Source organism: Pseudomonas inefficax, assembly GCF_032164165.1.
In the GTDB taxonomy this organism is placed as follows: Bacteria; Pseudomonadota; Gammaproteobacteria; order Pseudomonadales; family Pseudomonadaceae; genus Aquipseudomonas; species Aquipseudomonas inefficax.
The window spans coordinates 1331583-1357560 of the sequence record NZ_CP134401.1 but is presented as its reverse complement, the minus strand read 5'-3'; the positions used below and the strand labels follow the sequence as shown (position 1 = coordinate 1357560).

At 63.9% G+C, this 25978-nt stretch carries 19 protein-coding genes; 5 read left to right on the top strand and 14 right to left on the bottom strand.

The window, feature by feature from the left end:
• Nucleotides 1–297: 297 nt before the first annotated feature.
• Complete coding sequence (locus tag RIN61_RS06020; RefSeq protein WP_313856236.1) at nt 298–2343, bottom strand: TonB-dependent receptor; 2046 nt, start codon at nt 2341–2343, stop codon at nt 298–300.
• Nucleotides 2344–2508: 165 nt separating this feature from the next.
• Here RIN61_RS06020 and RIN61_RS06015 point away from each other — a divergent pair, with 165 nt between their 5' ends.
• Nucleotides 2509–2730 carry a VF530 family protein gene (locus RIN61_RS06015; protein ID WP_003252112.1) on the top strand — a complete coding sequence of 74 codons (222 nt, stop codon included), beginning with the start codon at nt 2509–2511 and terminating at the stop codon, nt 2728–2730.
• Between the two features lies 1 nt (nt 2731).
• The gene (locus RIN61_RS06010; RefSeq protein WP_112250573.1) at nt 2732–3361 is read left to right on the top strand and encodes a Pr6Pr family membrane protein; all 630 of its coding nucleotides are present in this window, start codon (nt 2732–2734) and stop codon (nt 3359–3361) included.
• Nucleotides 3362–3455: 94 nt separating this feature from the next.
• Here the strand turns inward: RIN61_RS06010 and RIN61_RS06005 are convergent, their stop codons facing one another.
• From RIN61_RS06005 to RIN61_RS05995, 3 genes are all read right to left on the bottom strand, one after another.
• The gene (locus RIN61_RS06005; RefSeq protein ID WP_313856233.1) at nt 3456–4217 is read right to left on the bottom strand and encodes a siderophore-interacting protein; all 762 of its coding nucleotides are present in this window, start codon (nt 4215–4217) and stop codon (nt 3456–3458) included.
• Nucleotides 4210–4755: a PadR family transcriptional regulator gene (locus tag RIN61_RS06000; RefSeq protein WP_313856231.1), complete on the bottom strand. Its 546-nt coding sequence runs from the start codon at nt 4753–4755 to the stop codon at nt 4210–4212. The genes RIN61_RS06005 and RIN61_RS06000 overlap by 8 nt, the downstream gene beginning before the upstream one ends.
• Before the next feature lie 89 nt (nt 4756–4844).
• Nucleotides 4845–7994 carry a transglycosylase domain-containing protein gene (locus tag RIN61_RS05995; protein WP_215520782.1) on the bottom strand — a complete coding sequence of 1050 codons (3150 nt, stop codon included), beginning with the start codon at nt 7992–7994 and terminating at the stop codon, nt 4845–4847.
• 390 nt (nt 7995–8384) lie between these two features.
• Here RIN61_RS05995 and RIN61_RS05990 point away from each other — a divergent pair, with 390 nt between their 5' ends.
• The gene (locus RIN61_RS05990) at nt 8385–9803 is read left to right on the top strand and encodes an amino acid permease (protein WP_215520781.1); all 1419 of its coding nucleotides are present in this window, start codon (nt 8385–8387) and stop codon (nt 9801–9803) included.
• A gap of 143 nt (nt 9804–9946) precedes the next feature.
• Here the strand turns inward: RIN61_RS05990 and RIN61_RS05985 are convergent, their stop codons facing one another.
• Nucleotides 9947–11566 carry an FMN-binding glutamate synthase family protein gene (locus RIN61_RS05985; protein WP_207877357.1) on the bottom strand — a complete coding sequence of 540 codons (1620 nt, stop codon included), beginning with the start codon at nt 11564–11566 and terminating at the stop codon, nt 9947–9949.
• A gap of 268 nt (nt 11567–11834) precedes the next feature.
• Nucleotides 11835–16103 carry a DEAD/DEAH box helicase gene (locus RIN61_RS05980; RefSeq protein ID WP_313856225.1) on the bottom strand — a complete coding sequence of 1423 codons (4269 nt, stop codon included), beginning with the start codon at nt 16101–16103 and terminating at the stop codon, nt 11835–11837.
• Between the two features lie 247 nt (nt 16104–16350).
• On the opposite strand from RIN61_RS05980, the gene RIN61_RS05975 reads away from it, so the two are divergent.
• Nucleotides 16351–16764: an NUDIX hydrolase gene (locus RIN61_RS05975; RefSeq protein ID WP_112250584.1), complete on the top strand. Its 414-nt coding sequence runs from the start codon at nt 16351–16353 to the stop codon at nt 16762–16764.
• On the opposite strand, the gene metR is transcribed toward RIN61_RS05975, so the two are convergent.
• Complete coding sequence (metR, locus tag RIN61_RS05970) at nt 16748–17665, bottom strand: transcriptional regulator MetR (RefSeq protein ID WP_003258025.1); 918 nt, start codon at nt 17663–17665, stop codon at nt 16748–16750. The two genes, RIN61_RS05975 and metR, sit on opposite strands and share 17 nt — an antisense overlap.
• A 196-nt stretch (nt 17666–17861) precedes the next feature.
• On the opposite strand from metR, the gene RIN61_RS05965 reads away from it, so the two are divergent.
• Nucleotides 17862–18857 (top strand): alpha/beta fold hydrolase, encoded by a 996-nt coding sequence (locus RIN61_RS05965; RefSeq protein WP_313856222.1) that lies wholly within the window; start codon nt 17862–17864, stop codon nt 18855–18857.
• A gap of 163 nt (nt 18858–19020) precedes the next feature.
• On the opposite strand, the gene RIN61_RS05960 is transcribed toward RIN61_RS05965, so the two are convergent.
• From RIN61_RS05960 to RIN61_RS05930, 7 genes are all read right to left on the bottom strand, one after another.
• Nucleotides 19021–19356, bottom strand: coding sequence for a GlpM family protein (locus RIN61_RS05960; RefSeq protein WP_112250588.1), 336 nt, complete (start codon nt 19354–19356; stop codon nt 19021–19023).
• A gap of 25 nt (nt 19357–19381) precedes the next feature.
• The gene (locus RIN61_RS05955; protein ID WP_112250589.1) at nt 19382–20710 is read right to left on the bottom strand and encodes a two-component response regulator AauR; all 1329 of its coding nucleotides are present in this window, start codon (nt 20708–20710) and stop codon (nt 19382–19384) included.
• Nucleotides 20707–22611 carry a two-component sensor histidine kinase AauS gene (locus RIN61_RS05950; RefSeq protein WP_207877361.1) on the bottom strand — a complete coding sequence of 635 codons (1905 nt, stop codon included), beginning with the start codon at nt 22609–22611 and terminating at the stop codon, nt 20707–20709. The genes RIN61_RS05955 and RIN61_RS05950 overlap by 4 nt, the downstream gene beginning before the upstream one ends.
• A 73-nt stretch (nt 22612–22684) precedes the next feature.
• Nucleotides 22685–23419 carry an amino acid ABC transporter ATP-binding protein gene (locus RIN61_RS05945; RefSeq protein WP_003258023.1) on the bottom strand — a complete coding sequence of 245 codons (735 nt, stop codon included), beginning with the start codon at nt 23417–23419 and terminating at the stop codon, nt 22685–22687.
• Entirely contained in the window at nt 23416–24087 is a 672-nt protein-coding gene (locus RIN61_RS05940; protein WP_075046155.1) for an amino acid ABC transporter permease, read from the bottom strand. Before RIN61_RS05940 ends, RIN61_RS05945 begins: the two co-directional genes overlap by 4 nt.
• On the bottom strand, nt 24088–24834 hold the full coding sequence (locus RIN61_RS05935) for an amino acid ABC transporter permease (protein WP_112250591.1): 747 nt from the start codon (nt 24832–24834) through the stop codon (nt 24088–24090). It abuts the gene before it with no gap.
• Between the two features lie 142 nt (nt 24835–24976).
• A complete protein-coding gene (locus tag RIN61_RS05930; RefSeq protein ID WP_112250592.1) occupies nt 24977–25894 on the bottom strand; it encodes a glutamate/aspartate ABC transporter substrate-binding protein in 918 nt (305 codons plus the stop codon).
• Nucleotides 25895–25978: the final 84 nt, after the last annotated feature.

Genomic DNA, 25978 nt, shown 5'->3' with positions numbered 1-25978 from the left:
ATAGCGCTATCTTCTGATTATTGAATAAACGGCAAGCGCATCGAAGGGCGCGCCCTTCAATGGATATGGCAACAAGATGGTTTCGATGAAGCGATTCAGCTTGCGGCGGGGAGGATATAGAGGAAGTTGTAAGAAAAAAAGACAAATTGTCGCACTGGATTGTTGCTTGTCTGGTAACAGTACAGATGATAGGAGGATAAAGGAGGGACCTTGTGGGAGCGGGTTCACCCGCGAATGCGGCGGTGGCCCTGGCATCGCATTCGCGGGTAAACCCGCTCCCACAGGCATCGCGTCAGGTTAGAAGGTGGTACGCAGGCCCACTTCCACGCTGCGCCCCGGCGCCGGGGCGATATCGCGCAGGATCGAGCTGGCATAGCGCACGGTCTGGTCAGTCAGGTTCTCGCCGCGCACAAACGCCAGCCACTGGCTCTGGCCAACTTCGAAGCGGTAGCCAACGCTGGCCCCCAGCGTGGTGTAGCCATCGGTGCTGGTTTCGTTGGCCGGTTTGCGATGCTGCGACGCAGCGTGCTGCACATCGACCCGCGCCTGCCAACGGTCCAGCTCCCAGACCAGGCCGCTGTTCAGGCGCAGCGGGGCGATACGTGGCAGCGGTTCGCCATTGTCGAGGTTCTTCGCCCGGGTGTAGTCACCAGAGAGCTCCAGGGCGAAGCTGCCATAACGGTTCTCGACCAGTTGCCAGCGGTCCTGGGCCTCGATGCCATAGAAGCGCGCCCGCACGCCTTGGTACTGGTACTCCGGGAAACCGTCATGGTCGTGATCGTGGTCGTGGTCATCCTCGCCATGGTCGTGGTCATGCCCCTCGCGGATGTTGCCGGTGCCGATCAGGCCGATGTAGTTGCGGAAGTGGCTGTAGAACACCCCGACACTGCCCTTGTGGGTGCCGTTGTCGAAACGCAGGGCCAGGTCGGCAGAAATGGCTTTTTCCTTGTTCAGGCTGGCATCGCCGACTTCAAAGGCTCCGGTGGCCACGTGGGCACCATTGGCATACAGCTCGTAGAAGGTCGGGGCGCGCTCGGTGTAGCCGAGGTTGGCGGCCAGCGCCCAGATCGGGTCGAGCTGGTACACCGCCCCGGAAGACAGGCTGAAGGCGTTGAAACTGCTGGCGCTGTCGGCGTCGGCGAAGTTCTCGTTGCCTTTGGCATCCGGGTCGACCTGGGTGTGCTCCATGCGTGCGCCCAGGCTCAGGTTCAGGCGCTCGGTAGCTTGCCACTGTTCCAGCATGAACAGCGCCAGGCTGTCGGTGTCGGTGTGCGGGACGAAGGCTTCCTCGCCCAAGGCGGAGAATTCGTTGCGGCTGACCTGCGCACCGATCACGCCTTCTACCGGCCCGAGCGGTTGGTGGCGGGCTTCGATACGTGCTTCATAGCCCTTGTTCCTGAAGGTTGTGTGAACCTCGCCTTCTTCGATTTCACGGTGCTCGTAGTCGGTGTAGCCGGCATCGACCTTGACCGAAGTGAACGGGCCTTGCAGATCGCGCAGTTCGGAGGCGAAGGCGTAATGGTCCTGCTTCATGTCCAGGCGCACACCTGGCTCGGCTACCGAGCCATAGTTGCTGTCGTAGCGGCTGTACGACAGGCCGGCGTAACCGTGGTCCCAATGGTAGGCGCCACCCACGGCGCCACCGTCCTGGCGACCGTCGCTGTTTTCCAGGCGGTGCTTGCTGCCGGGTTCGTCGGCATCGCGCACCTTGGAACTGCGCGCGTAACCGGGGATGCGCAGGTCGTTGAACTGGCGGCTGTTGGCATCCAGGTGCAGGGCAAAGGCACCGTTGCCGGCTTCCAGCTTGCCAGCACTGCTGCGGGTGGTATCGGCGCCGCCGTAGCGCAGTTCACCGGCACCTTGGATGCCCTCGATGGGGGTATCCGGGATGCGATTGTCGAAGGTGTTGACCACGCCGCCGATGGCGTTGCCGCCGTAGAGCAGGGCAGCGGGGCCACGGACGATCTCGATGCGGTCGACGGTCACCGGGTCCAGCGGCACGGCGTGGTCGTAGGACAGCGATGAAGCATCCAGGGCGCCGACGCCATTGCGCAGGATGCGAATGCGGTCGCCATCCAGGCCACGGATTACCGGGCGACTGGCGCCAGGGCCGAACCAGGTGGAAGCGACCCCCGGCTGCTTGTTCAGGGTTTCACCGAGGCTGCCGTGCTGCTGTTGCAGCAGGTTGTCGCCGTCGAGCACGGTGCTGGGGGCGGCCAGCTGGCTGTTGCCCAAAGGGTTGGCGGTGATGACCTGGGGTTCGAGTTCCACAGCGTGGCTGGGTGATGCGGCCAGCCACAGTGCGACGGCGAGAGGAGAGAGGCGAAGCGGTGTGTACAGCATGGGGATGGGGCGTTCCTTGGCAGATGCTTTTGTATTGTTACAATATAACATCTCTATTTCAGCACAGAGGTTTTGCGCCTGGCCAGCGGTTTTTCTGTCGACTCATCTGATCCCACCCACCACTACACTCGTGTAAGGTGCGCATCTTTCCTACGGAGCACTGGCATGAGCACGGCCCAACACAACGCGCTGCACGGCAAGACCCTCGAACAGATCCTCACCGAGCTGGTTGCGCACTACCAATGGCAGGGCCTGGCCGAGCGCATCGATGTGCGCTGCTTCAAGAGCAACCCGACCATCAAGTCGAGCCTGACTTTCTTGCGCAAGACGCCGTGGGCACGGGAAAAGGTCGAGCAGTTGTACGTGAAGCTGCAGCGCCAGGCCTGACATGCCGCGCCGTCCCTGGCTGACCGGCATGGCCGTGCTGGGCTGGTTCGGCCTGGCCGTGCAGGTGTACCTGGTGCTGTTGGCGCGTTGGCAGGAGCAGGCCAGCCTGGTGGGTGGCCTGATCAATGTGTTCGGGTATTTCACCGTGTTGACCAATACCCTGGTGGCAACGGTGCTCAGTTATGCGGCATTCGGCCGGGAAGGCCGTGCCAAGCGTTTTTTCCTGTCGCCTTCAGTGAGTTCCGCGGTGGCCGCCAGCATCGTGCTGGTGGCATTGGCCTACAGCGTGCTGTTGCGTCACTTGTGGCAACCGCAGGGCTGGCAATGGCTGGCCGACGAGCTGATGCATGATGTGATGCCCGTGCTATATGCCTTGTATTGGTGGTGCGAGGTGCCCAAGGGCAGGTTGCGCCTATGGCAGTTGCCGGTCTGGGCGGTGTATCCGGCAACGTATTTTGCCTACGCGTTGTGGCGGGGGAGCGAGATTGGCGTATATGCCTACCCGTTCATCGATGTGGCGAGCCTGGGGTATGGGCAGGTGATGCTCAATGCCCTGGGGGTGTTGGCGGGGTTCTGGGGAATCGGGCTGGTGCTGCTGGGGCTGGATCGGTGGCGCCCCATTCGCGGGTAAACCCGCTCCCACAAGTACTGCGCTGCCCTCAGGAACAGCGCCGCCCTTGTGGGAGCGGGTTTACCCGCGAAGAGGCCGGCGCAGCAATAAACAATCATTCGTCGTCCGCAGTCCCGTCGGCACGCCAGTACGCTACAGCCTTCAGCGCGTCCTCAGGCACCCCTTTCTCCAGCAACAGTGCCTTGGCCTGGCGGGACAGGGCTTTTTCCAGTGCCACCCAGGCGTATAACCGGCCTTGCGGCAAGGTCAGGTTCTTCACCAGCGCCAGCAAGTCTTCCTGTTGGCGACGTACCCAGATCACCTCCACCTGCGCCTTGCTCGGCAGCGGCTGGCGTTCCTGCTCGTCTTCGATCTGGATAACCGCCAGCACCTGGCGGCCAGCAGGCAACTCCTCCAGGCGGCGGCCAATGGCCGGAAGGGCGGTTTCGTCGCCGATCAGCAGATAGCTGTCGAAGATGTCCGGCACCACCATCGAAGCCTGCGGCCCGGCGATGTCCAGAGTTTGCCCGGGTGCCGCCTGCGCGGCCCAGGTGGAGGCAGGGCCATCGCCGTGCAGCACGAAGTCGATGTCCAGCTCATTGGCCACCAGGTCGATGCGCCGTGGCGTGTATTCGCGCATGGTAGGCCGTGCGCCACCCTCTCGGCCCAGGTTGCGAGCCTCGATGGCTTGCTGTTGCTCCGGTGTTTCGGCGAACAGCAGCTTGATATGGTCGTCGCTGCCCACGCTGGTGAAGCCTTGCAGCTCGGCGCCCCCGAGGGTGATGCGGCGCATGCGCGGGGTCAGTTCGGTGACCCGCAGCACCTGCAGGCGGCGTTGGCGGATTTCGTGGTTCACGCGGTGAATGGTGTCACTCATGGGGTGTCTCCCTGACAGGTTCGGCCGGCCCAGAGGCGATGGCCTTGGCGGTATGGTTGAGCAGGTCGCGAACCCGCTCGATTTCTTCCGGTGTCCACCGGCCGCTATGCATGTGCAGCGCGTGGCGCAGGTTGCCGACCGCTTCATGAATTTCTGGTGGGCGGTCGTGGCCGCGCAGGGCGCGCTTGCTGACTTCGATGCGCATACGCACGCCGTCCAGCGCGACAGCCTGTTCGGCCAGGGCGGTGCGACCGGCTTCGGTGATGGCATAAAGGCGTTTGCTGCCCTGCACCTGGCCGCTGATCAGCTCGGCCTCTTCGAGGAAGTTGAGGGTGGGGTAGATCACCCCGGGGCTTGGGCTGTAGCTGCCGTCGAACAGGTTTTCGATCTGGCGGATCAGGTCGTAGCCGTGGCCAGGCTGCTCGGCGAGCAGGTCCAGCATCAGCAGCTTGAGGTCGCCGGGGGCGAAGACGCGTGGGCCGCGCTCGCCACGGCCAGGGCGCCGCTCGAAGGGGTCATGAGGGGTGTGTTCGCGCATGGGGGCAGGGCTCCGTCGTTTGCGATATATCGTAAGATATTACTCAAGATATATCTAAAGACAAGCCTTTAATTGCAGATGATTATCATCTAGTTGTTCGATGTATCCCCTTGCGGCGTGGTTGTATGCACGGCCACCTGCGGCGCTTTGCACTCATTCGGATTGCCCGGTTGCAGGTATGGCATGAGAATCGGAGCCATGCCCTTGAGTACCTGCACTGGCAGCGCCGAGGTGAACTTGAAGGCCTCTGCCGAGCGCCCCGGCACGAACGCGGTCAAGGTACCGAAGTGGTTGTCGCCCAGGAAGAACACGAAAGTGGCGGTACGGTTCAGCGAGCGCGAGCCGATCAGCCGGCCCCCAGCCCCAAAGCTTTCGATGCGGTTGTCACCGGTGCCGGTCTTGCCGCCCATCACCAATGGTGTACCGTCCTGCAGCTTGAAACTGCCGGAAATACGCCGCGCAGTGCCCGCATCCACCACCTGCGACATGGCGCCCTTGAGGGCGCGCGCCACTTCGACCGGCAGTATCCGCACACCCCGGTCCGGGTCAGTGACCAGCTTGGTCTCGTAGGGCGTGTTGGCCGCGAAGTGCAGTGTGTCGATGCGCAAGGTCGGCAGGCGCACGCCGTCGTTCTGGATGATGCCGACCAGCTCGGAAAGGGCGGCAGGTCGATCCCCCGAGCTACCGATGGCGGTGGCCAGCGAGGGTACCAGGTGGTCGAACGGATAGCCCACGCGCTTCCAGCGCTGGTGAATGTCGAGGAACGCTTCGATCTCCACCATGGTGCGAATGCGGCTGTCACGGGCGCCCTGATGGCGGCTCTTGAACAGCCAGCCGTATACCTCCTGGCGCTCGAAGCGGCTGGCATTGACCATTTCGGTCAAGGTCGAACCTGGGTTCTTCAGCAGGTAACCGAGCAGCCACAAGTCCAGCGGGTGGACCTTGGCGATATAACCCTGATCGGGCAGGTCGTATTTGCCCGGGCCATAGGCGTCGTACATCTCCGACAGGCGGCCATCGGTCAGTTTGCCCAGCACGATCTTGTCACCCTTGAGGTGGGCACGGACAAACGCGTTGAAGGTTTCCTGGCCTGCCTCGGGGAACAGGTAGCGGTGTACGGCCGCCAACCGTTGCGGGGTCACGCGCATACTGTCGAGGAAGGTGTCCAGGCGCTGCTGCGAGGTCTTGCGCTGGTATTTCTTCCAGAAGCGCATCAGGTAGTTGGTGCCTTCCTTGTCGGCGAAACGGGCCAGGTACTCCTGGCGGCGCGGGTCGGAGTCGTCCTTGAGCAGCGGCACGCGGTTGTACGGCTGCTGGTAGGTCACGTAGCGCACCAGGTCGCGCATCAGGCGGATGAACGGCAGGTTGATCGATTCGCGCAATGCATCCTTGAGGGTTGGGTTGCGGCTGTTGTCTTCCTTGCGGAAGTTGTTGAACACATGCATGCCGCCGCCGGTGAAGAAGGCTTCGCCGGTGTTGGCTGAATACTTGCGCTCCAACGCGGCATCGAGCATGGCGTCCAGGCTCTGGTTCTTGCTGTTTTGTGCCAGCCATTCCAGCGACCACTGGCTGATGCGGTCGAGTTCGGCGACTTCGACTTTCTTCAACTCGGCGGCAGGTTTGCCAGCGTATTTGTCGTGCAGCTCGGCGATGATTTCCAGGTAGGTGGTGAGCACCCGCAACTTGGCGGTGGAACCCAGTTCCAGCTTGCTGCCTTCGTTGATGTCGAAGGGCTGGTCGGTGCTGTCGGTCTGCACCCGTACCCGTGAGCCGTCGGCGGTGCGCTCGAACAAGGTGAAGCTGTAGCTCACCTGGTCGGTGGTCTTGGCGGTGAGCAGGCGTTCGCCGATCAGGCCGATCTGCGCCGCGAATTCAGGGTCGGCAAGGTTTTTCAGGTACTGGCTGACCTGCAGTTGCAGGTCGGACTGCAGGGTACTGGTGGCGGACACGTCGAGCCGGTCGAGGTCGTACAGCGGGCGATTGAGCATGGCCGCCAGGCGGTTGCGTGCCAGGCTGATGCCCTTGTTGGTGACGATCGGCACGATGGTCGGTTGCGCCACCCAGTCGCGATATACCGCCTTGCTGGCCAGTGCCGCGTCGGCCAGTGGCTGCTCGATGACCTTGTTGGCGGCCAGCACACGGATGTGCGCATCGGTCAGTTCGGCCAGTTCGAGCCGACCCTTGGACAGGTAGTGCGAGGGCCGGCGCTGGGCAATCATCAGCGACAGCACCTGGCGCAGGGCCAGGCCGCGTGCGGCCATGCTCTCGGGGTCGCTGGCGGTGGAATTCAGGGTCTGGTTGACCTGGTCGAAATCGGCGCCGTACCACACCCGCAGGCCTTCGGCCATGCCATGCACTTCGCCATGCCCGGGCACTGCCGACAGCGGCACGCTGTTCAGGTAGTCCCGCACGATGCGCTGGCGTGCCTCGGTGGTGTCGGGGCCGCCCTGGTAGGCGCGCACGCTGGCGGAAATCATCTGGCGGATCTTCTCGGCGCCGGAAACGGTCAGGCCGTCCGGTGAATGGCGGTACTTTTCCAGTTGCGTGGCCAGGGTGCTGCCGCCAGCGGACTGGCCGGGCAGGGCCAGGTATTTGGCCACCTGGCTGTAGGCGGCCTTGGCGAAGCGCGGCCAGTCCACGGCCGGGTTGTTTCGCGGGTCCTTGGTGTCGAGCAGGTCGCGGTTCTCGATGAATAGCAGGCTGTTGGCGATAACCGGCGGGATCGCAGCGAAGTCCGGGTACAGGTGTTGCGGGTAGTTGTACTGGTACAGCACGTCGCCGCGGCAGTCGGTGATCGACAGGCCAGCCTGGATTTTCTCGATATAGGGGGCGAACAGCCCATGATCGACGTAGTTCATCAACGCCGGCGAGAACCTAACCTGTTCGCTGATCAGGTAGTCGCGCTTGAGCAGGCGCGGCAGGAATTCGCCCAGGGCGCTGTAGCCCAGGCGTTTGTCGAACGGCCCTTCGCCAGGGTAGACGATGGCATCGCTGGGGCCTGGTTGCAGCGAATAGGTGAGGGTGCTGGCCAGCTTGCTGAATTCCCGTGACTGCAGGTTGGAGGTGCGGAATTCGTCATACGCAGCGAAGCCGATGGCCACCAGCGCCACCAGCAGGATGAGGATGATCAGCCGCCACCATAGCCGACGCTGACGGGGGGATTTGGGTTGTGGCGTCTCGGCCGGAGGTATCTCGGGTGCTTCCGTTCTGCTTGGTTCCGATTGCCACAGTGCGCCCATAGTCTTCTATCCGGCCAGGTATTTTCGTCTTGCTTGTCTGAAGCTTAGACGTTGAGCGGGTCAGGTGAAAAATTTGTAAGAGACGGCGAAAAGTGGCGTAGGGCTATGCGGCTTTGGTGTGGGTTTCTTCGTAAGGCGATATTGCTATGGTGGCCGGGCGATTTTGGGGGCGCGAAGCGGCCCAGAAATCTAGCTGAATTTTCCTGTTTATACAGCGAAAATCCCTACAACGGTCTTCCTATACTGCTCGCCCCCTTCGCCTTGCCGGGCGCTCTATTCCGGCACACGGGCAGGCCCACGAGGCCAGCCCGGCAAGCCAACGCTTCGCCTATCGGCGTGGCCGGTGCTGCACGAAGGTCAAATCCAATAACAAAATGAGGTTGTATTGCTATGCCAGTCGGCAACCATCCTGCCCACGGCCAGGCCACTGAAGGCGGCCCGCTCAAGCGCGAACTGGGCGAACGGCACATCCGCCTGATGGCGCTGGGCGCCTGTATCGGCGTCGGTCTTTTCCTCGGTTCGGCCAAGGCCATCGAAATGGCCGGCCCCGCTATCATGCTGTCCTACATCATCGGCGGCCTGGCCATTCTGGTGATCATGCGCGCCCTTGGCGAAATGGCCGTGCACAACCCTGTCGCTGGCTCGTTCAGCCGTTATGCCCAGGACTATCTCGGCCCGCTGGCGGGCTTTCTTACTGGCTGGAACTACTGGTTCCTGTGGCTGGTGACCTGCGTTGCCGAAATCACTGCGGTGGCCATCTACATGGGCATCTGGTTCCCCGACGTACCGCGCTGGATCTGGGCCCTGGCGGCGCTGGGCAGCATGGGTGCGGTCAACCTGGTGGCCGTCAAGGCCTTTGGTGAGTTCGAGTTCTGGTTCGCCCTGATCAAGATCGTTACCATCATTGCCATGGTCCTTGGCGGCATCGGCATCATTGCCTTTGGCTTCGGCAATGACGGTGTGGCAATGGGTATCTCCAACCTGTGGAGCAACGGCGGCTTCATGCCCAATGGCGTGACCGGCGTGCTGATGTCGCTGCAGATGGTGATGTTCGCCTACCTGGGCGTGGAAATGATCGGCCTGACCGCCGGTGAAGCACGCAACCCGCAAAAGACCATCCCGCAGGCCATCGGCTCGGTGTTCTGGCGCATCCTGTTGTTCTATGTCGGTGCGCTGTTCGTGATTCTGTCGATCTACCCGTGGAACGAAATCGGCAGCCAGGGCAGCCCGTTCGTCATGACCTTCGAGCGCCTGGGCATCAAGACCGCCGCCGGCATCATCAACTTCGTGGTCATCACTGCAGCGCTGTCGTCGTGCAACGGCGGCATCTTCAGCACCGGGCGCATGCTCTACAGCCTGGCGCAGAACGGCCAGGCCCCGGCGGCCTTCGCCCGCACTTCGAAGAACGGCGTGCCGCGCAACGCGCTGCTGCTGTCCATCGGCGCGCTGCTGCTGGGCGTGTTGGCCAACTACCTGGTGCCGGAGAAGGTCTTCGTATGGGTTACTTCGATCGCCACCTTCGGCGCGATCTGGACCTGGGTGATGATCCTGCTGGCGCAGCTGAAGTTCCGCGCCGGCCTCTGCACTGCCGAACGCAAGGCACTGAAGTACCGCATGTGGCTGTGGCCGCTGAGCTCGTACCTGGCGCTGGCCTTCCTGGTGCTGGTGGTCGGCCTGATGGCGTACTTCGAGGATACCCGCGTGGCGCTGTACATCGGCCCGGCGTTCCTGGTGCTGCTGACGGTGCTGTACTACGCGTTCCGCCTGGCGCCGAAAGACGCGCAGGGTGTGGCCAGTACTGCTTCCTGATCTGAAATGGCTGGGGCCGCTTTGCGGCCCTTTCGCGACACAAGGCCGCTCCTACAGGCGACCGCGACAGCAGCATGGGTCGCGATTTCCTGTAGGAGCGGCCTTGTGTCGCGAAAGGGTCGCGCAGCGGCCCCAGGGTTCTATCAGGCTGCCACTTCGCTGTTTGGTTCGAAGCTGTCCGCCCGCGCCAGCTGCCACATGCGCGAATAGAACTGGCCATTCACCTCGCCAGTCAGCAGCTCACCCGGCTTCAAGAACACATGCATCTGCGAGAACAGCTTGATCTCGGTGGCCGAGATGCGTCGCACCAGATGCTTGGCTTCCAGCTGCGCCGGGTGTTCCAGCCCCGCAGCAGCCAGCATTTCGGCCAAGGCTCGCAAGGTATTGTGGTGGAAGTTCAACACCCGCTGGGCTTTGTCCGGCACCACCAGCGCACGCTGGCGCAGTGGATCTTGCGTGGCTACACCGGTCGGGCACTTGTTGGTGTGGCAGCTCTGCGACTGGATGCAACCGATGGCGAACATGAAGCCGCGCGCCGAGTTGGCCCAATCAGCGCCAATGGCCAGCACGCTGGCAATGTCGAAGGCGCTGACGATCTTGCCGCTGGCGCCAAGCTTGATCTTGTCACGCAGGTTCAGGCCGACCAGGGTGTTGTGCACGAACAGCAGCCCTTCGCGCAGTGGTACGCCAATGTGGTCGGTGAACTCCACCGGTGCCGCGCCGGTGCCACCTTCCTTGCCGTCGACGACGATGAAGTCGGGCAGGATGCCGGTTTCCAGCATGGCCTTGGCGATGCCCATGAACTCCCACGGGTGGCCCAGGCAGAACTTGAAGCCTACCGGTTTGCCACCAGACAGTTCACGCAGCTGGGCAATGAACTGCATCATCTCGATGGGGGTGGAGAAGGCGCTGTGGCGTGACGGCGAGATACAGTCTTCGCCCATCAGCACGCCACGGGTTTCGGCAATTTCCCGGGTCACCTTGTGCTTGGGCAGGATGCCGCCATGGCCGGGCTTGGCGCCCTGGCTCATCTTGATTTCGATCATCCGCACCTGCGGGCTGCGTGCCTGGGCGGCGAAGCGTTCGGGGTCGAAGCGCCCGTCCGGCGTGCGGCAGCCGAAATAGCCGCTGCCCAGTTCCCAGACCAGGTCGCCGCCATGCTCGCGATGGTAGGGGCTGATGCTGCCCTCGCCGGTGTCATGGTGGAAATTGCCCAGCTTGGCGCCTTGGTTGAGGGCGCGGATGGCGTTGGCGCTGAGTGAGCCAAAGCTCATCGCCGATATGTTGAAGATCGACGCCGAGTATGGCTGGCTGCACTGCGGCCCACCGACGATGACCCGGAAGCTTGCCGGGTCGGCCAAAGACGCCGGGCGCATGGAGTGGCCGATGAATTCGAAGCCGGACTCGTACACATCGATCAGGGTGCCGAAGGGTTTGTCCGAGGCTTCATTCTTCGCCCGGGCATACACCAGCGAGCGCTGGGCGCGGGAGAATGGCAGGGCGTCGCTGTCTGCCTCCAGCAGGTACTGGCGGATTTCCGGGCGAATGGCTTCGACCAGGTAGCGGATGTTGCCCAGGATCGGGTAATTACGGCGTACCGCGTGGCGCTGCTGCAACAGGTCGAAAAGGCCGATCAGGCTGAGGATGGCGGTGCTCAGGGTGAACGGCCACAACCATTCGTGGTGGGTGAAGGGCAGGCTTGCCAAGGTGAACAGTACACAGGCGGCGAAGAAGGCATAGCGACTGAGAAGTGACAGGCTCATACAGGGTCCTTGCGATGGCGCGGTCAGGCTCAGGGCCTGGGGCAAACCCCGACCATAGCCCGGTTTGGGCGGTGCTGAAAATGAAATTCGGGGTAGCGAAAATCATTCTCGCAGAGACCTGGCAACGGTCTTCAGGCCAACGCGGGCTTTTGTAGGAGCAGCCTTGTGCTGCGAAGAGGCCAGCAGGGATACAGATTGTCTTCGGCAATAATGGCCTCTTCGCAGCACAAGGCTGCTCCTACAGGGCCTGTGCATGCCGTGAAGGCATTCAGAAAGTGTCGCGCAGTAGCTTCTGCCGCCAGCTTTCCTGCTCTTGTGCCGGCGCTTCGACCAGGTACGAATAGTGCCCGGCCACCCGCACCGCCACCGGCACTCCGTCGCGATACAACAAACGGTTGCCACTCACCGCTGGCACTTTCGCCCCCGGCAGCAACGACCCGACCAGGTTCAGCGGGTCACTGGCACTTACCACCACCAATGCCCCGTCCAATTCACGCCGCCGCACCTGCCGCAGCAGCCCCACCGCCTCCGGCAAGGCGAATTGTTCGCCGGCGAGCCCGGCAATGAAGCGCCCGCCACGAATCTCGCCACGCGCTTCCAGCCTGTGATAGCAGCGCAGCAGTTCACGCCAGGGCGGCAGCACATCGCTTTCACGCTCCAGCAGGCGCCAGCACACCACGCCATAGCGCCGAAGCAGGGCCCGGGCGATGTGCTCCAGGCGCTGGCTGTCGTCTACAGTGCCCCTGCGCAGCAAGGCCCAGCGCCCGGCATGGGACATGCTGCTGGACAGCGGCGGGTGGCCGCGTCGGCTGTTGCGCGATGTGCGTTTCGCCGCCGGGGTGATCAGGCTGCGCAGGCCGGTGAAGCTGTCGGCTCCCACCAGGCCTGCGCCTACCAGTTCCTGCAAGGCCGTTTCCAACTCGCTGGGCAGCAGGTGGGCGTCGTGTGCCAGCTCGTCAAAGAACAGCGCGCCATGTGCGTTCAGCACCTGGTGGACGCGTTGCGCCCGTGCGCCGAGGCTATCCACCGCAGGCACGGGGGCCAGGCTGCGCCACAGGCCAAGGTGCTCGCGCGGCAGCAGTACCAGCGGTGTGCTCGACAGGGTGTTGCTCGACACCGTCGCCGCCAGCCGGCTCCAGGCGAACTGCCCGCTACGGCACGCATCGTCGAGCCAGTGCGGGCTGTAGTCCTTGATACGTGCCGGCAGCAGTTCGGCTTCCCAGGCTCCGGCGGCACTCGGGAACCCTTGCAACTGGCCAAGGACCTCAGCCACCGCTTGCGGGCCACGCAGGTGTGTGTCGTTGGCCAGGTGCTGCCAGTCGAACAGAAAGCGCATGAAGTCCTGCAGGCTGACCGGCTCGATCTCCCGGCGCAGGCGTTTGACCGTGTAGCGATGGATGCGTGCCAGCAAATGGCGCTCGCACCATTGCAGTTCGCTTGCGCCAGGGCTGAAATGCCCACGCAGCACATAGCCTTCGGCCTCCAGGCGGGCCAAGGCCTGTTCGATGGCCTGCGGCGGCTTGCCAAGTGCTGCCGCAATCTGCGCGCGGGTCAGCGGGCCATGGCCGCTCAGGCGGGCTCGTAACAGTTCGACCAGCGCAACGTCCGGCTCGATGACCTGATCGAAGCCAGGCAGTACCTGCAACGCAGGTTCCAGCCGGGAGCCGGGGTACAGTGCCTGCAGCAGGCTCAACCGCTCACGCGCCAGCCACAGCTTTTCATCCACCAGGCGCAGGGCCCGGCCGGCCTTGGCCAACTGCCTGAGCAGCAGCTCCCAGCTGGCATTGCCCTGCACTTCGTCCTGGCTGATGGCACCCAGGCCCATCAACGCTTCATGCATTTCGTCGGCGTTGCCCGGCTGCGGCCAGGCCTCGGCCGCGACGGCGGCAATGGCATCGGCGTCCAGCGCGCCCAGGTCGTCGCCGTTCTGCACCTCGCTCCAGCGCCGGTTGAGCACTGCCTGAGTGCGCCGTTCTTCCAGTGGTGCGTCATCCAGGAAGGCATAAGGCCGTGCGTTGAGGATGGCCGACGCCAGCGGCGAAGGGGCGGGCAGGTCGCGGCACAGCAGGCGCACTGCGCCGCTTTCCATACGCCGCAACAGCGCCAGCCAGCCTTCGCTGTCCATGGCCTCGTGCAGGCAGTCGTCGAGGGTTTGCTCGACCAGCGGATGATCGGGAATCTGCCGCTCGCCGACGATGTTCTCCAGGCAGGCGATCTGCTCGGGGAATACGGCGGCAATCAGGTCTTCGCTCTTCATCCGCTGGATCTGTGGCGCCACCTTGCGTCCGCCGACAAAGCGCGGCAGGGCCATGGTCACGCCGGCATTCCAGCGCCAGCGCACGCCAAACAGCGGCGCATCGAGCAGCGCCTGGACCAGGATCGCCTCGGCGCTGCGGCTATTCAGGTAACGCCACACGTCGTCCAGTTCGAAACTGTGGCTGGAGGACAGCGACAGCACGATGGCGTCCTCGCTGGCCGCCGCCTGCAACTCGAAGTTGAAGGTGCGGCAGAAGCGCTTGCGCAGGGCCAGCCCCCAGGCGCGGTTGATACGGCTGCCGTAGGGTGAATGGATGATCAGCTGGGTACCGCCGGACTCATCGAAGAAGCGCTCCATCACCAGCGTGTCCTGCGAGGGCAGGGCGCCGAGCACTTCGCGGGTGCGGGCCAGGTAGTCGAGCAACTGGCTGGCGGCGTCTTCGCCCAGTTCGAAGGTACCCTGCAACCATGCCAGCACCTCGGCCTGGTCGTTGTCAGCCAGCTGTTGGTCGATCTGCGCCTGCAGCCGGGCCACCGCGGCAGACAGCTCGTCGCTGCGCCCCGGCGCCTCGCCCAGCCAGAACGGGATGGTCGGTGGCAGGCCATGGGCATCCTCCACCCGCACCCGGCCTGGTTCGACCCGCAGGATGCGATAGGAGGCATTGCCCAGCTGGAAGATATCGCCGGCGATGCTTTCCACGGCAAAGTCTTCGTTGACGCTGCCGATGTTCAGCGCCTGCGGTTCGAGCAGCACGGCGTAGTCGGCGTTGTCGGGGATGGTGCCGCCGCTGGTCAGCGCGGTCAGTTGGCTGCCACGACGGCCACGCAGGGTGCCGCTCACCGCATCGCGGTGCAGGTAGGCACTGCGCACGCCCTGGCGGCCGTTGTAGCCCTCGGCGAGCATGCGCAGCAGCGCCTGGTAATGTTGCTGGTCGAGTTCGGCGTAGGGCGTGGCCTGGCGCAGGCAGTCGAACAGGGCCTGTTCGTGCCAGGGCTGGTTGCTGGCCTCGGCTACGATCTGCTGGGCCAGCACATCCAGCGGCGCCCGAGGAATGTGCAGTTCGTCCAGCTCGCCCCGGCGTATGCAGTCGAGCAGGGCCACGCATTCGATCAGGTCATCGCGCGAAGTCGGGAACAGACGCCCCTTGGGCACGCCATCGACCTGGTGGCCAGCGCGGCCGACCCGCTGCAGCAAGGCCGCGATCGAACCTGGCGAAGCGATCTGGCAGACCAGCTCGATGTCGCCGATATCGATGCCCAGCTCCAGCGACGCAGTGGCCACCAGCACCTGCAACTGGCCGTTTTTCAGGCGTTGTTCGGCATCCAGGCGCAGTTCCTTGGCCAGGCTGCCGTGATGCGCGGCAACCGCCTCTTTCCCCAGGCGGTCGCTGAGGTGGCGGGTGATGCGCTCGGCCAGGCGCCGGGTGTTGACGAACACCAGGGTGGTGCGGTGTTCGCGCGCCAGGGTGGCCAGGCGGTCATAGACCAGGCCCCAGACATCGGTAGCCATCACTGCACCCAGCGGCACTGGCGGCACCTCGATGGCCAGGTCGCGCTGCCGAGCATGGCCGACATCGACGATTGCGCAGGGACGGTCGTTGCCGACCAGGAATTGCGCCACTCGCTCGACCGGGCGTTGCGTGGCCGACAGGCCGATACGCCGCAATGGCCGGTTGCACAGGGCCTGCAGGCGCTCCAGGGTCAGTGCCAGGTGGGCGCCGCGCTTGTTGCCGGCCAAGGCATGGATTTCGTCGACGATCACCGTGTGCACGCTGGCCAGGCCTTCACGGCCCGAAGCCGAGCCCATCAGCACGTAGAGCGATTCGGGTGTGGTCACCAGGATGTGCGGCGCCAGCTTGCGCATGGCGGCACGCTCCTTCTGTGGGGTGTCGCCGCTGCGCACGGCCGTGGTGATGCGCGGGGCGTTCAGGCCCTGGTCCGCCAGGGCCTGGCTGATGCCTTCCAGCGGCGCCTGCAGGTTCAGACGGATGTCGTTGGACAACGCCTTGAGTGGCGAAACATAGACCACCTGGGTTCGTGCGGGCAGTTCGCCCTGATGCTCCAGGCCCTGGCGAAACAGTTCGTCGAGCACGGCAAGGAACGCGCTGAGGGTCTTGCCCGAACCGGTCGGCGCGGCCAGCAGCATCGACTGGCCGGCATGGATCAACGGCCACGCCTGGGCCTGGGCATCGGTCACCGTGGCGAAGTGGCGACGGAACCAGGTGCGCACGGCGGGGTGGAACAGCTCGAGCACCGGGTGGTGTTTGGCGGGCAGGTTCATGTGTTGGTTATGGAGGGTGTGGGGCGGGTTGGCAAGGGGCCGTTCGTCTGTGAAATAAGCTTTGACCTGTGCTGGCCTCTTCGCGGGTAAACCCGCTCCCACAGGTACAGCGCCGCTCTCTGGCCCTGTGGGTGCACCTGTGGGAGCGGGCGCGCCCGCGAAGAGGCCGGCACAGGAAACACCGGCCTTGTCAGGCCAATGACCCCCATGGGATCCTCCCCGGCCATTGTTTCAGGTGAGCCCACCCATGCCCAACACCATCCGCATCGCCGCCGCCCTGTTGATCGACCCCCAAGGCCGCACCCTGCTGGTACGCAAACGCGGCACCCAGGCCTTCATGCAGCCCGGCGGCAAGATCGATGCTGGCGAAACCCCGGTGCAGGCGCTGGTGCGCGAGCTGCATGAGGAACTGGGCCTGCACATTGACCCGGCCCAGGCCGTGCACCTGGGCCAGTTCAGTGCCCCGGCCGCCAACGAGCCAGGCTTCGAGGTACAGGCCGAACTGTTTCGTGTCGACAGCGCCGCAGCCGTGCTGCCGGCCGCGGAGATAGAGGAGGTGGTGTGGCTGGCCGCTGACCAGGTACCCGCCATGCAGCTGGCGCCCCTGACCCGCGACCTGATCCTGCCGCTTTACCGCCAGGCCGTCAGCGCACCGCACTGACGCCATCGAGGGTGGCGAACGAGGTGTCCTTGGCCGTCAGCAGGAAGTCGCGCATGTATGGCGCATCGAGCATGTCGGTGCGCACGGCGGCATAAAGCGTGGCGAACAGGCCTTTCTCACCCAGGCGCTTGCCCTTCACATACCCGCGCGAACTGTACTCGTGCAGCGCCCAGTGCGGCATGCCGCACACGCCACGGCCGCTGGCCACCAGTTGCATCATCATCACCGTCAGCTCCGAGGTGCGCACGGCAGCGGGCTCGATGTCGGCCGGTTCCAGGAAGCGGGTGAAGATGTCCAGGCGGTCGCGCTCCACCGGGTAGGTGATCAGGGTCTGGTCGAGCAGGTCCTGCGGCACGATGTAGGGCTTGCTGGCCAACGGATGCTGGTTGGCCACCGCCAGCATCGCCTCGTAGGTGAACAGCGGCACGTAGGTGATGCCCGCCAGGTCCAGCGGGTCGGAAGTCACTACCAGGTCGAGGTCGCCGCGGGCCAAGGCCGGCAGTGGGGCGAAGGCAAAGCCGGAGGCCAGGTCCAGCTCCACCTCCGGCCAGGCGTCACGGAACTGGTCGATGGTCGGCATCAGCCATTGGAAACAACTGTGGCATTCGATGGCCATGTGCAGGCGCCCGGCGGTGCCGCCGGCCAGGCGCGCGATGTCACGTTCGGCGCCGCGCAGCAGCGGCAGGGTGGCATCGGCCAGCTGCAGCAGGCGCAAACCGGCACTGGTGAAGCGGATCGGCTTGGTCTTGCGCACGAACAGCGGCAGGCCCAGGCGTTCTTCCAGCTCCTTGAACTGGTGTGACAGCGCCGACTGGGTAAGGTGCAGGCGCTCGGCGGCCTCTACCAGGCTGTCGGCCTCGCGCAGGGCATGAAGGGTTTTCAGGTGACGGATCTCCAGCACAGCTGACTCCGGTGTGTGGACTTGAGGAAACAGGGAATGAGTTGAGTTTCCCTCATGTTGCCGTGCCTGTCGACTGGGCGTTCGGCCGCACCGCCTGGCGGGAGTCATCAAACTGTCACCGAACTGTGGCAGCGCGCCCGAACAGAATTCATCAGACTCGCGTTCTACTGGGGATCTGCATTCTGGTGTTTCTTTCATGCGGGCTTTTTGGCTTTTTCTTTTCTTTGTATTCGGCGTTCCTGCGGGTTTTGCTGAACAGCGTTGTGACGCCCACGTGCCGGTGCAGCGTGCCGAACTGGGCGCGGTCAGCCTGGTGTACCAGAGCGTCGGCGCGCCACGCGACCCGGTCTTGCTACTGGTGATGGGCCTGGGCGGGCAGTTGATTCACTGGCCGGACGATGTGGTCGAGGCGTTGTGCCGACAGGGCTTTCGGGTGATCCGCTATGACAACCGCGATGTCGGGCTGTCGCGCTGGAACCAGGTGCCGCCGTCGGCCAACCTGACGGTCGCGCTGCTGCGCTACAAGCTGGGCCTGCCGATGGCGGCGCCGTACACGCTGACCGACATGGCGGATGATGGCGTGCACCTGATGGATGCATTGGGTGTGCGCCAGTTTCATGTATTGGGTGTGAGCATGGGCGGCATGATTGCTCAGCACCTGGCTGCAATGGCGCCCGAGCGGGTGCGCAGCCTGACCTTGGTCATGTCCAGTTCAGGGGCGGCGGGGCTGCCAGCGCCGGCCCCGGCGCTGGTGCAGTTGCTGGCCCGGCGCAGCGCACCGAACCGCGAAGTGGCCATCGAGCAACAGGCCGACCTGCTGGCTGCGCTGGGTAGCCCCGACGTGCGTGACGACCGTGCGGCGTTGCTGCAGCAGGCGGCGGTGGCCTATGACCGGGCGTTCAACCCTGACGGGGCCAAGCGCCAGATCATGGCGATACTGGCCGAGCCGAGCCGGGTTGAGCTATTGAACCAGCTGAGGGTGCCGACATTGGTGGTGCACGGCACGGCCGACCCTTTGTTGCCAGTCATGCATGGCGTGCATTTGGCGGCGCATATCCAGGGCAGCCAGCTGCGCTTGATACCGGGGTTGGCGCACCGCTTTCAAGAAGAATTCAAGGCGCCGTTGCTGGGGGCAGTGTTGCCCTACCTGCAGGCGCATCGGCAGGATGTCACGCATATCGCAGGGCTTTGAACCGGCGCGCCTGCTTCCACAGGTGCAGTACAGGTTTAAGGTTTACGCGGTACCTGTGGGAGCGGCTTTAGCCGCGAACACCGGCAACGCCGGTGCCATACACCGCGCTGGATTCTTCGCGGGTGAACCCGCTCCCACAAAGGCCGGAGTCAGCCGGTCAGTCTCAGTGCATCCGCACCCACAAGGTCACTAGAACCGTCGCGGCCATCAGCCAGGCCACGGTGGCCAACGCCAGCGATACCTCCAGGCGCATGCGGTCGACCAGCACATACAAGGTCGCCAAGTACACGAAGTACGGAATGATCGCCCACATGCCGAACAGGATGGTGGTCTTCAGGTCGGCAATGCTGCGCCCCTTGCCGACTATGTAGTGGGCGATCAGGGCGAAGGTCGGGAACAGCGGCACCAGCCCGGCGATGTAGTAATTGCGCGTCTTCGACAGCACCGCCAGCAGCAATACCACACCAGCGCCCAGGGCCGCTTTGAATACCAGGTCCACGTTGTCTTTCCAGTTGAGATTGAGGTCAGCCGAGGCCGTATTTTTTCACTTTGTCGAACAGCGTGGTCTTGGCCATGCCCAGCTCCTGGCTGGCTTGGCTAAGGTTGCCGCCGGTACGTTGCAGGGCATCGCCGAGCAGGTTGCGCTCGAATGCTTCCACCGCCTCGGCAAAGCCCAAACCTTGGCTGGCACCACCGCTGGGGCCTTTCTTGAAAGCTGGCAGGCCGAGGGCATAGCGTTCGGCGACGTTGCGCAGTTCACGCACATTGCCCGGCCAGTCGTGGGCCATCAGGCGCGACAGGGTCTGGCTGTCCAATGCAGGTGTTTCACGGTCGAAGCGCAGGGCCGACTGCTGCAGGAAGTGTTCGAACAGCTGGAGGATATCTTCGCGGCGCTCGCGCAGCGGTGGCAGCTCCAGGGTTACCACGTTCAGCCGGTAATACAGGTCGCTGCGGAACTGGCCGCTCTGGCCCATGGCATCCAGGTCGGACTTGGTGGCGGCGATCACCCGGCAGTCCACCGCAATGCTCTGGTTCGAGCCCAGCCGCTCCAGAGTGCGCTCCTGCAGCACGCGCAACAGCTTGATCTGCAGGTTGATCGGCATGCTCTCCACTTCGTCGAGGAACAGCGTGCCGCCGTTGGCATGTTCGATCTTGCCGATGCGGCGTTTGCCGGCACCTGTGAAGGCGTTTGCCTCGTGGCCGAAAATCTCGCTTTCGAACAGGTTTTCCGGCAGGCCGCCACAGTTCAGCGCCACGAACGGTTGGCCCTGGCGGCGGCTGAAGTCGTGCAGGCAGCGGGCGACCAGTTCCTTGCCGGTACCGGTTTCGCCTTCGATCAGCACGTTGGCCGAGGTATCGGCGACGTTGGCGATCAGTTCGCGCAGGTGCTCCATGGCCGGCGAACGGCCAATGATGCGCCCCTCCAGGCTGCTCTGCTCGGCCAGCTGGCGGCGCAGGGCCACCACTTCGCGCGACAGCCCGCGCTGTTCGAGGGCACGGCGCACCACGTCGACCAGGCGCTCTGGGGAGAAGGGTTTTTCCATGAAGTCGTAGGCGCCATTGCGCATGGCGCCCACCGCCATGTCGATATCGCCGTGGCCGGTGATCAGCACCACCGGCAGACTGCGGTCGCGGGCCTTGAGGCGGTTGAGCAGCTCCAGGCCATCGATGCCCGGCAGGCGGATATCGCTGACGACGATGCCGGCGAAGTCGTCGCCGATGCGTTCCAGCGCCTGCTCGGCGCTGCCCACGCCTTCACAGGCGATGTCCTCCAGGGCCAGCGCCTGTTGGCAGCCGAGCAGCACATGCGGGTCGTCTTCGACGATCAGGACAGTAAGAGGCGCTTGGGTCATGGGTGCTCTGCCGATTCGCTAGGGGGGGAGGCCAGGGGCAGGGCCAGGACGAACGCCGTGCCGCCACTGGCGGGGTGCTCGACGTTGAGGCTGCCCTTGGCGGCGGCGGCAAGGCTCGCCGACAGGGTCAGGCCCAGGCCCAGGCCATGTTCGCCCGGTTTGGTGGTGAAGAAAGGTTCGAACAGGTGCTTGCGCGCCTCGGCGTCGATGCCATGGCCATTGTCGCGCACTTGCAAACGGTACTTGTCGCCCTGCAGCTCGCCTTCCAGCCACAGTTGCGGCAGCGGCTGGGCGGCCATGGCATCCAGGGCGTTGCCGATCAGGTTGACCAGGATCTGCTCCAACCGGGTCTGGTCGATCGCCAGCTGCTGGTCCTCGAACTGATTGTGCAACTGCAGGTGGCAGGCGCTGATGCGGTTGGCCAGCACCTGCAGGGTAGCGTCAACCGCCTTGGCAAGCGAGGCCTGGCCGCTGTCGTCAGCGCGCCGGGCGAACGAACGCAGGCTGGCGGTGATGCGACCCATGCGGTCGATCAGGTCGTTCATGGTGCGCAGGTTGGTGCTGGCGGTTTCCAGCGCCCCGCGTTCGAGGAAGCGTATGGTATTGCCGGACAACGTGCGCAGCGCGGCCAGCGGCTGGTTCAGTTCGTGGGCAATGCTGGTGGACATCTGCCCGATGGCGGCCAGCTTGCCGGCCTGTACCAGTTCATCCTGGGCGTGGCGCAGGGTTTGTTCGGCATGCCGGCGCTCGCGAATCTGACCCTTCAGGCGCTCGTTGCTGGCACGCAGGTCGGCCGTGCGTTCGGTAATCCGTCGCTCCAGCTGGCTGTTGGCTTCCTGCAGGGCCTCGCGGGCTGCCAGGCGGGTGGCGATGACCTTGCGTCGTTCGTTCCAGGCGATGCCGAGGATTGCCAGCAAGGCGAAGGCCACGCCCACCAGGACGCCCTGTACCATGGATTCGCGGCGCAGGTCCTGCAGCGGGGTCAGCAAGGTGAAATGCCAGGGCGTGTCGACCAGCCGCCGGGTCTGGGCCAGGTAGGCCATTTCGCGGGCCTTGCCCTGTGCGGTTTCGCTGTTGGCCGGGAAGGTCAGCTTTTCCACACCATCGGCCAGTGTTTCCCGGGCCAGGGGCTGCAGCTCGTTCAGCGGCCACCAGTAGTATTGCAGGCTACGGGCCAGGCGCTCCTTGATTTGCGGGGTCAGCGGGCGTACCGACTTCAGGCGCCGGGCCGGGTCGCTGGAGAGGATGATGATGCCGTTCTCGTCGCTGACGAACGCTTCCAGGCGCGCACGTTGCCAGCGCTCTTCCAGGGTATCCAGCCGCACTTTGATCACCGCCACGCCAATGACCTTGCCGTGTTCCTCCAGGCCATGCGCCAGGTAATAACCGGCCTCGCCAGTGGTGCTGCCGATACCGTAGAAACGCCCGGGTTCGCCGCGCACGGCGGTCTGGAAGTAGGCACGGAACGACAGGTCCTCGCCGAGGAACGAGTCGGCATCGCGCCAGTTGCTGGTGGCCTGGACCCGGCCATTGGTGTCGAGCACGAAGATGGCCCGGCTGCGGCTGCGCCGGTTCAGGCCTTCGAGGTATTCGTTGACGGCCTGCCGCGAGCCGCCGTCAGGGTCGGTGAGCAGGTGCGAGACGCTGTCTTCCAGCTCCAGCAGGCTCGGCAGGTAGGTGTACTTGCTGATTTCGCTCTCGACCGTGCGCGCGTGCAGCTCCAGCTGGCGCTCGCCGTTTTCGCTGAGGGCGCGGATACCGTTGCTCTCGCTGATCAGGTAGCCGGCCGTTCCCAGGCCGACCATCAGCAGGATGATCAGTGGCGGCAACAGCAATTGGCGGAGCAGGCGGGATTTCACGGCAGGCTTGGCAGGGAGAAGAAGCGAAGGATCGCATTTCATCACAGTGGCCTTGTCACGACCAGCGCCTGCTGCCCGAAAGGGCAGCGGCGCCGACCGCTTCAGTGAAGCAAAATCAGTGTTGCAGGATCTTGCTGAGGAAGTGCTGGGTACGCTCGTGGCGGGCGCTCGGGTTGCCAAAGAAGTCTTCCTTCTGGCAATCCTCGATGATGTTGCCCTTGTCCATGAAGATCACGCGGTTGGCCACCTTGCGGGCGAAGCCCATTTCGTGGGTCACGCACATCATGGTCATGCCTTCGTGGGCCAGTTCGACCATCACGTCCAGTACTTCGTTGACCATTTCCGGGTCCAGCGCCGAGGTCGGTTCGTCGAACAGCATGACGATCGGGTCCATCGACAGGGCGCGGGCAATGGCCACGCGCTGCTGCTGGCCGCCGGACAGCTGGCCGGGGTGCTTCTTGGCGTGGGCACCGAGGCCGACGCGGTCGAGCAGGGCCAGGCCCTTCTTGGTCGCTTCCGCTTCGCTGCGGCCAAGCACCTTGCGCTGGGCAATGGTCAGGTTCTCGGTGATGGACAGGTGCGGGAACAGCTCGAAGTGCTGAAACACCATGCCAACGCGCGAGCGCAGCTTGGGCAAGTTGGTCTTGGGGTCGGCGATCGAGGTGCCGTCGACCACGATGTCACCTTTCTGGAACGGCTCCAGGGCGTTGACGCACTTGATCAGGGTGGATTTGCCCGAGCCCGACGGGCCGCACACCACCACCACTTCACCCTTCTTGACCTCGGTGCTGCAGTCGGTCAGTACCTGGAAGTCCCCGTACCACTTGTTGACGTTCTTGATGGAAATCATACGGTGATCCTTTTTTGCAGGCGCTTGACCAGCCACGAAGCGGAGAAGCTGATGAGGAAGTACACGACACCGGCGAAGATCAGGAACTCATGGGAGCGCCCGATGATGTCGCCGTTGGAGCGTGCCGAGTTGAGAAAGTCCACCAGGCCCACGGTGTATACCAGCGAGGTGTCCTGGAACAGAATGATGCTCTGCTGCAACAGCAGCGGGGTCATCTTGCGGAAGGCCTGGGGCAGGATGATCAGGCGCATGGTCTGGCCGTAGGTCATGCCCAGGGCCTGGGCGGCGCCCATCTGGCCCTTGGAGATCGACTGCACGCCGGCGCGGACGATTTCGCAGAAGTACGCGGCCTCGAACATCATGAAGGCCACCACGCAGGAGGTGAAGGCACCCACCGGGGTGTCCTCGCCAGTGATCCAGCGCAGCACGAATGGTACCGCCAGGTAGAACCAGGTGATTACCAGCAGCAGCGGGATCGAGCGGAAGTAGTTGACGTAGGCGCCGGCCACGTTCGACAGCAGCTTGCTCGACGACAGGCGCATCAGGGCCAGGATGGTCCCCAGTACAATGCCGCCGACCACGCCCATGACCATCAGTTGCAGGGTCATGACCATGCCTTCCCACAGGGCGGGCAGGGCCGGGATGATTTCGCTGAAATCCATGTCCATTTATTTGCCCCCTACGGAAATCAGGCCGGGCACCGAGACTTTCTTCTCGACCATGCGCATCAGCAGCATCAGGCCCATGTTCAGGGTGAAGTAGATCAGCGTGGCCAGGGTGAAGGCCTCGAACAGGTTGGCCGAGAATTCGGCGGTCTGCTTGGTTTGTGCCAGCAGTTCCATCAGGCCGATCAGCGACGCCACCGACGAGTTCTTGAACACGTTCAGGAATTCCGAGGTGAGCGGCGGAATGATGATCCGGTAGGCCTGCGGCAGCAGCACGTTGGTGTAGATCTGCGACAGGCTGAAGCCCATGGCGCGGGCGGCGGCTTCCTGGCCGCGGGGCAGCGCCTGGATGCCGGTACGCACCTGTTCGCACACGCGGGCGGCGGTGAACAGGCCCAGGCAGATGACCACGCTGATCAGCGCCGAAGTGGTCGGGTTGAGGTCCTGCTTGAACCATTCCTGCAGGCCTTCGGGCAGCAGGTCCGGCACCAGGAAGTACCAGATGAACAGCTGCACCAGCAGCGGTACGTTGCGGAACAGCTCCACGTAGGCAGTGGCGATACCTGCTACCAGACGGTTCGGCACGGTACGCATGACACCGAGGACCGAGCCCAGCAGCAAGGCGATGATCCAGGCGGAAATGGCGATGGCGATGGTCCAGCCCAGGCCGGTGACGTACCAGTCCAGATAGGTTTCGCTGCCCACGCCGGTGGACTTGAAGAACACGCCCCAGTCCCAGTTGTAATTCATCGGGATTTCCCCTCAGACGATTGTTTCACGGGCACCTTCGAGCATCCGAGAGCGCTTGGCGCCCTCGGATGAAAGGTTAGACACTAATGAGTGGCCTGCAGTATTGATTGGTGCTGTTGAGCACCAGGCCACTATCTGAGAGTCAGGACTTCTTCTCGTCCGCAGCCTTGTCGGTCGGCTCGGCGATCAGTTTCTTCAGCTCGTCGCTCATCGGGAACTGCAGGTTCAGGCCCTTTGGCGGGATTGGCTGCTGGAACCACTTGTCGTAGCTCTTGTTGACTTCACCCGACTTGAAGTAGCCGACGATGGCGTCATCGACCGCTTTCTTGAAGGCCGCGTCATCCTTGCGCACCATGCAGCCGTAGATTTCGTACGACTGTGGGGTACCGGTGATGACCCAGTCCGCCGGCTTGCGAGCCTTGGCCATTTCACCGGCGAGCAGGGCGTCGTCCATCATGAAGGCCACGGCTCGGCCGCTTTCGAGCATGTTGAAGGCTTCACCGTGGTCCTTGGCGGAAATCACGTTCATCTTCATCTGCTTGTCGGCGTTCATCGCCTTGAGGATGCGTTCGGAGGTGGTACCAGCGGTGGTCACCACGTTCTTGCCGGCCAGGTCCGGGAAGTCCTTGTATGCTGGCTGACCGTCCTTGACCTTGGTCAGCAGGCGGGTACCGACTTCGAAGATACCGACCGAGAAGCCGACCTGCTGCTGGCGCTCGACGTTGTTGGTGGTGGAGCCGCACTCCAGGTCCACGGTGCCGTTCTGCACCAGCGGGATGCGGGTCTGCGAGGTGACGAGGTTGTAACGGACCTTGATGTCCGTGCCCAGCTGCTTCTTCAGGGCCTCGACGACGGCCAGCTGGATGTCATGCGAGTAACCCACGGGCTCGGGCTTGCCGGCCAGGTAGGAAAACGGGATGGAGGAGTCGCGGTGGCCCAGGGTGATGGTGCCCGAATCCTTGATCTTCTTCAGGGTGCCGGTCAGTTCTTCGGCCATGGCCGGCGAAGCGATCACAGCGGCCGCGATGGCGGCGCCCAGCAATTGACGAACGATGCGCATCAAATTTTCCTCGACGTGTTTGTTTTTTTTATGGAGCCGTTGGCGGACTCTTTCGTTCAACGAATACCGCTAGAAGCGAGTGCA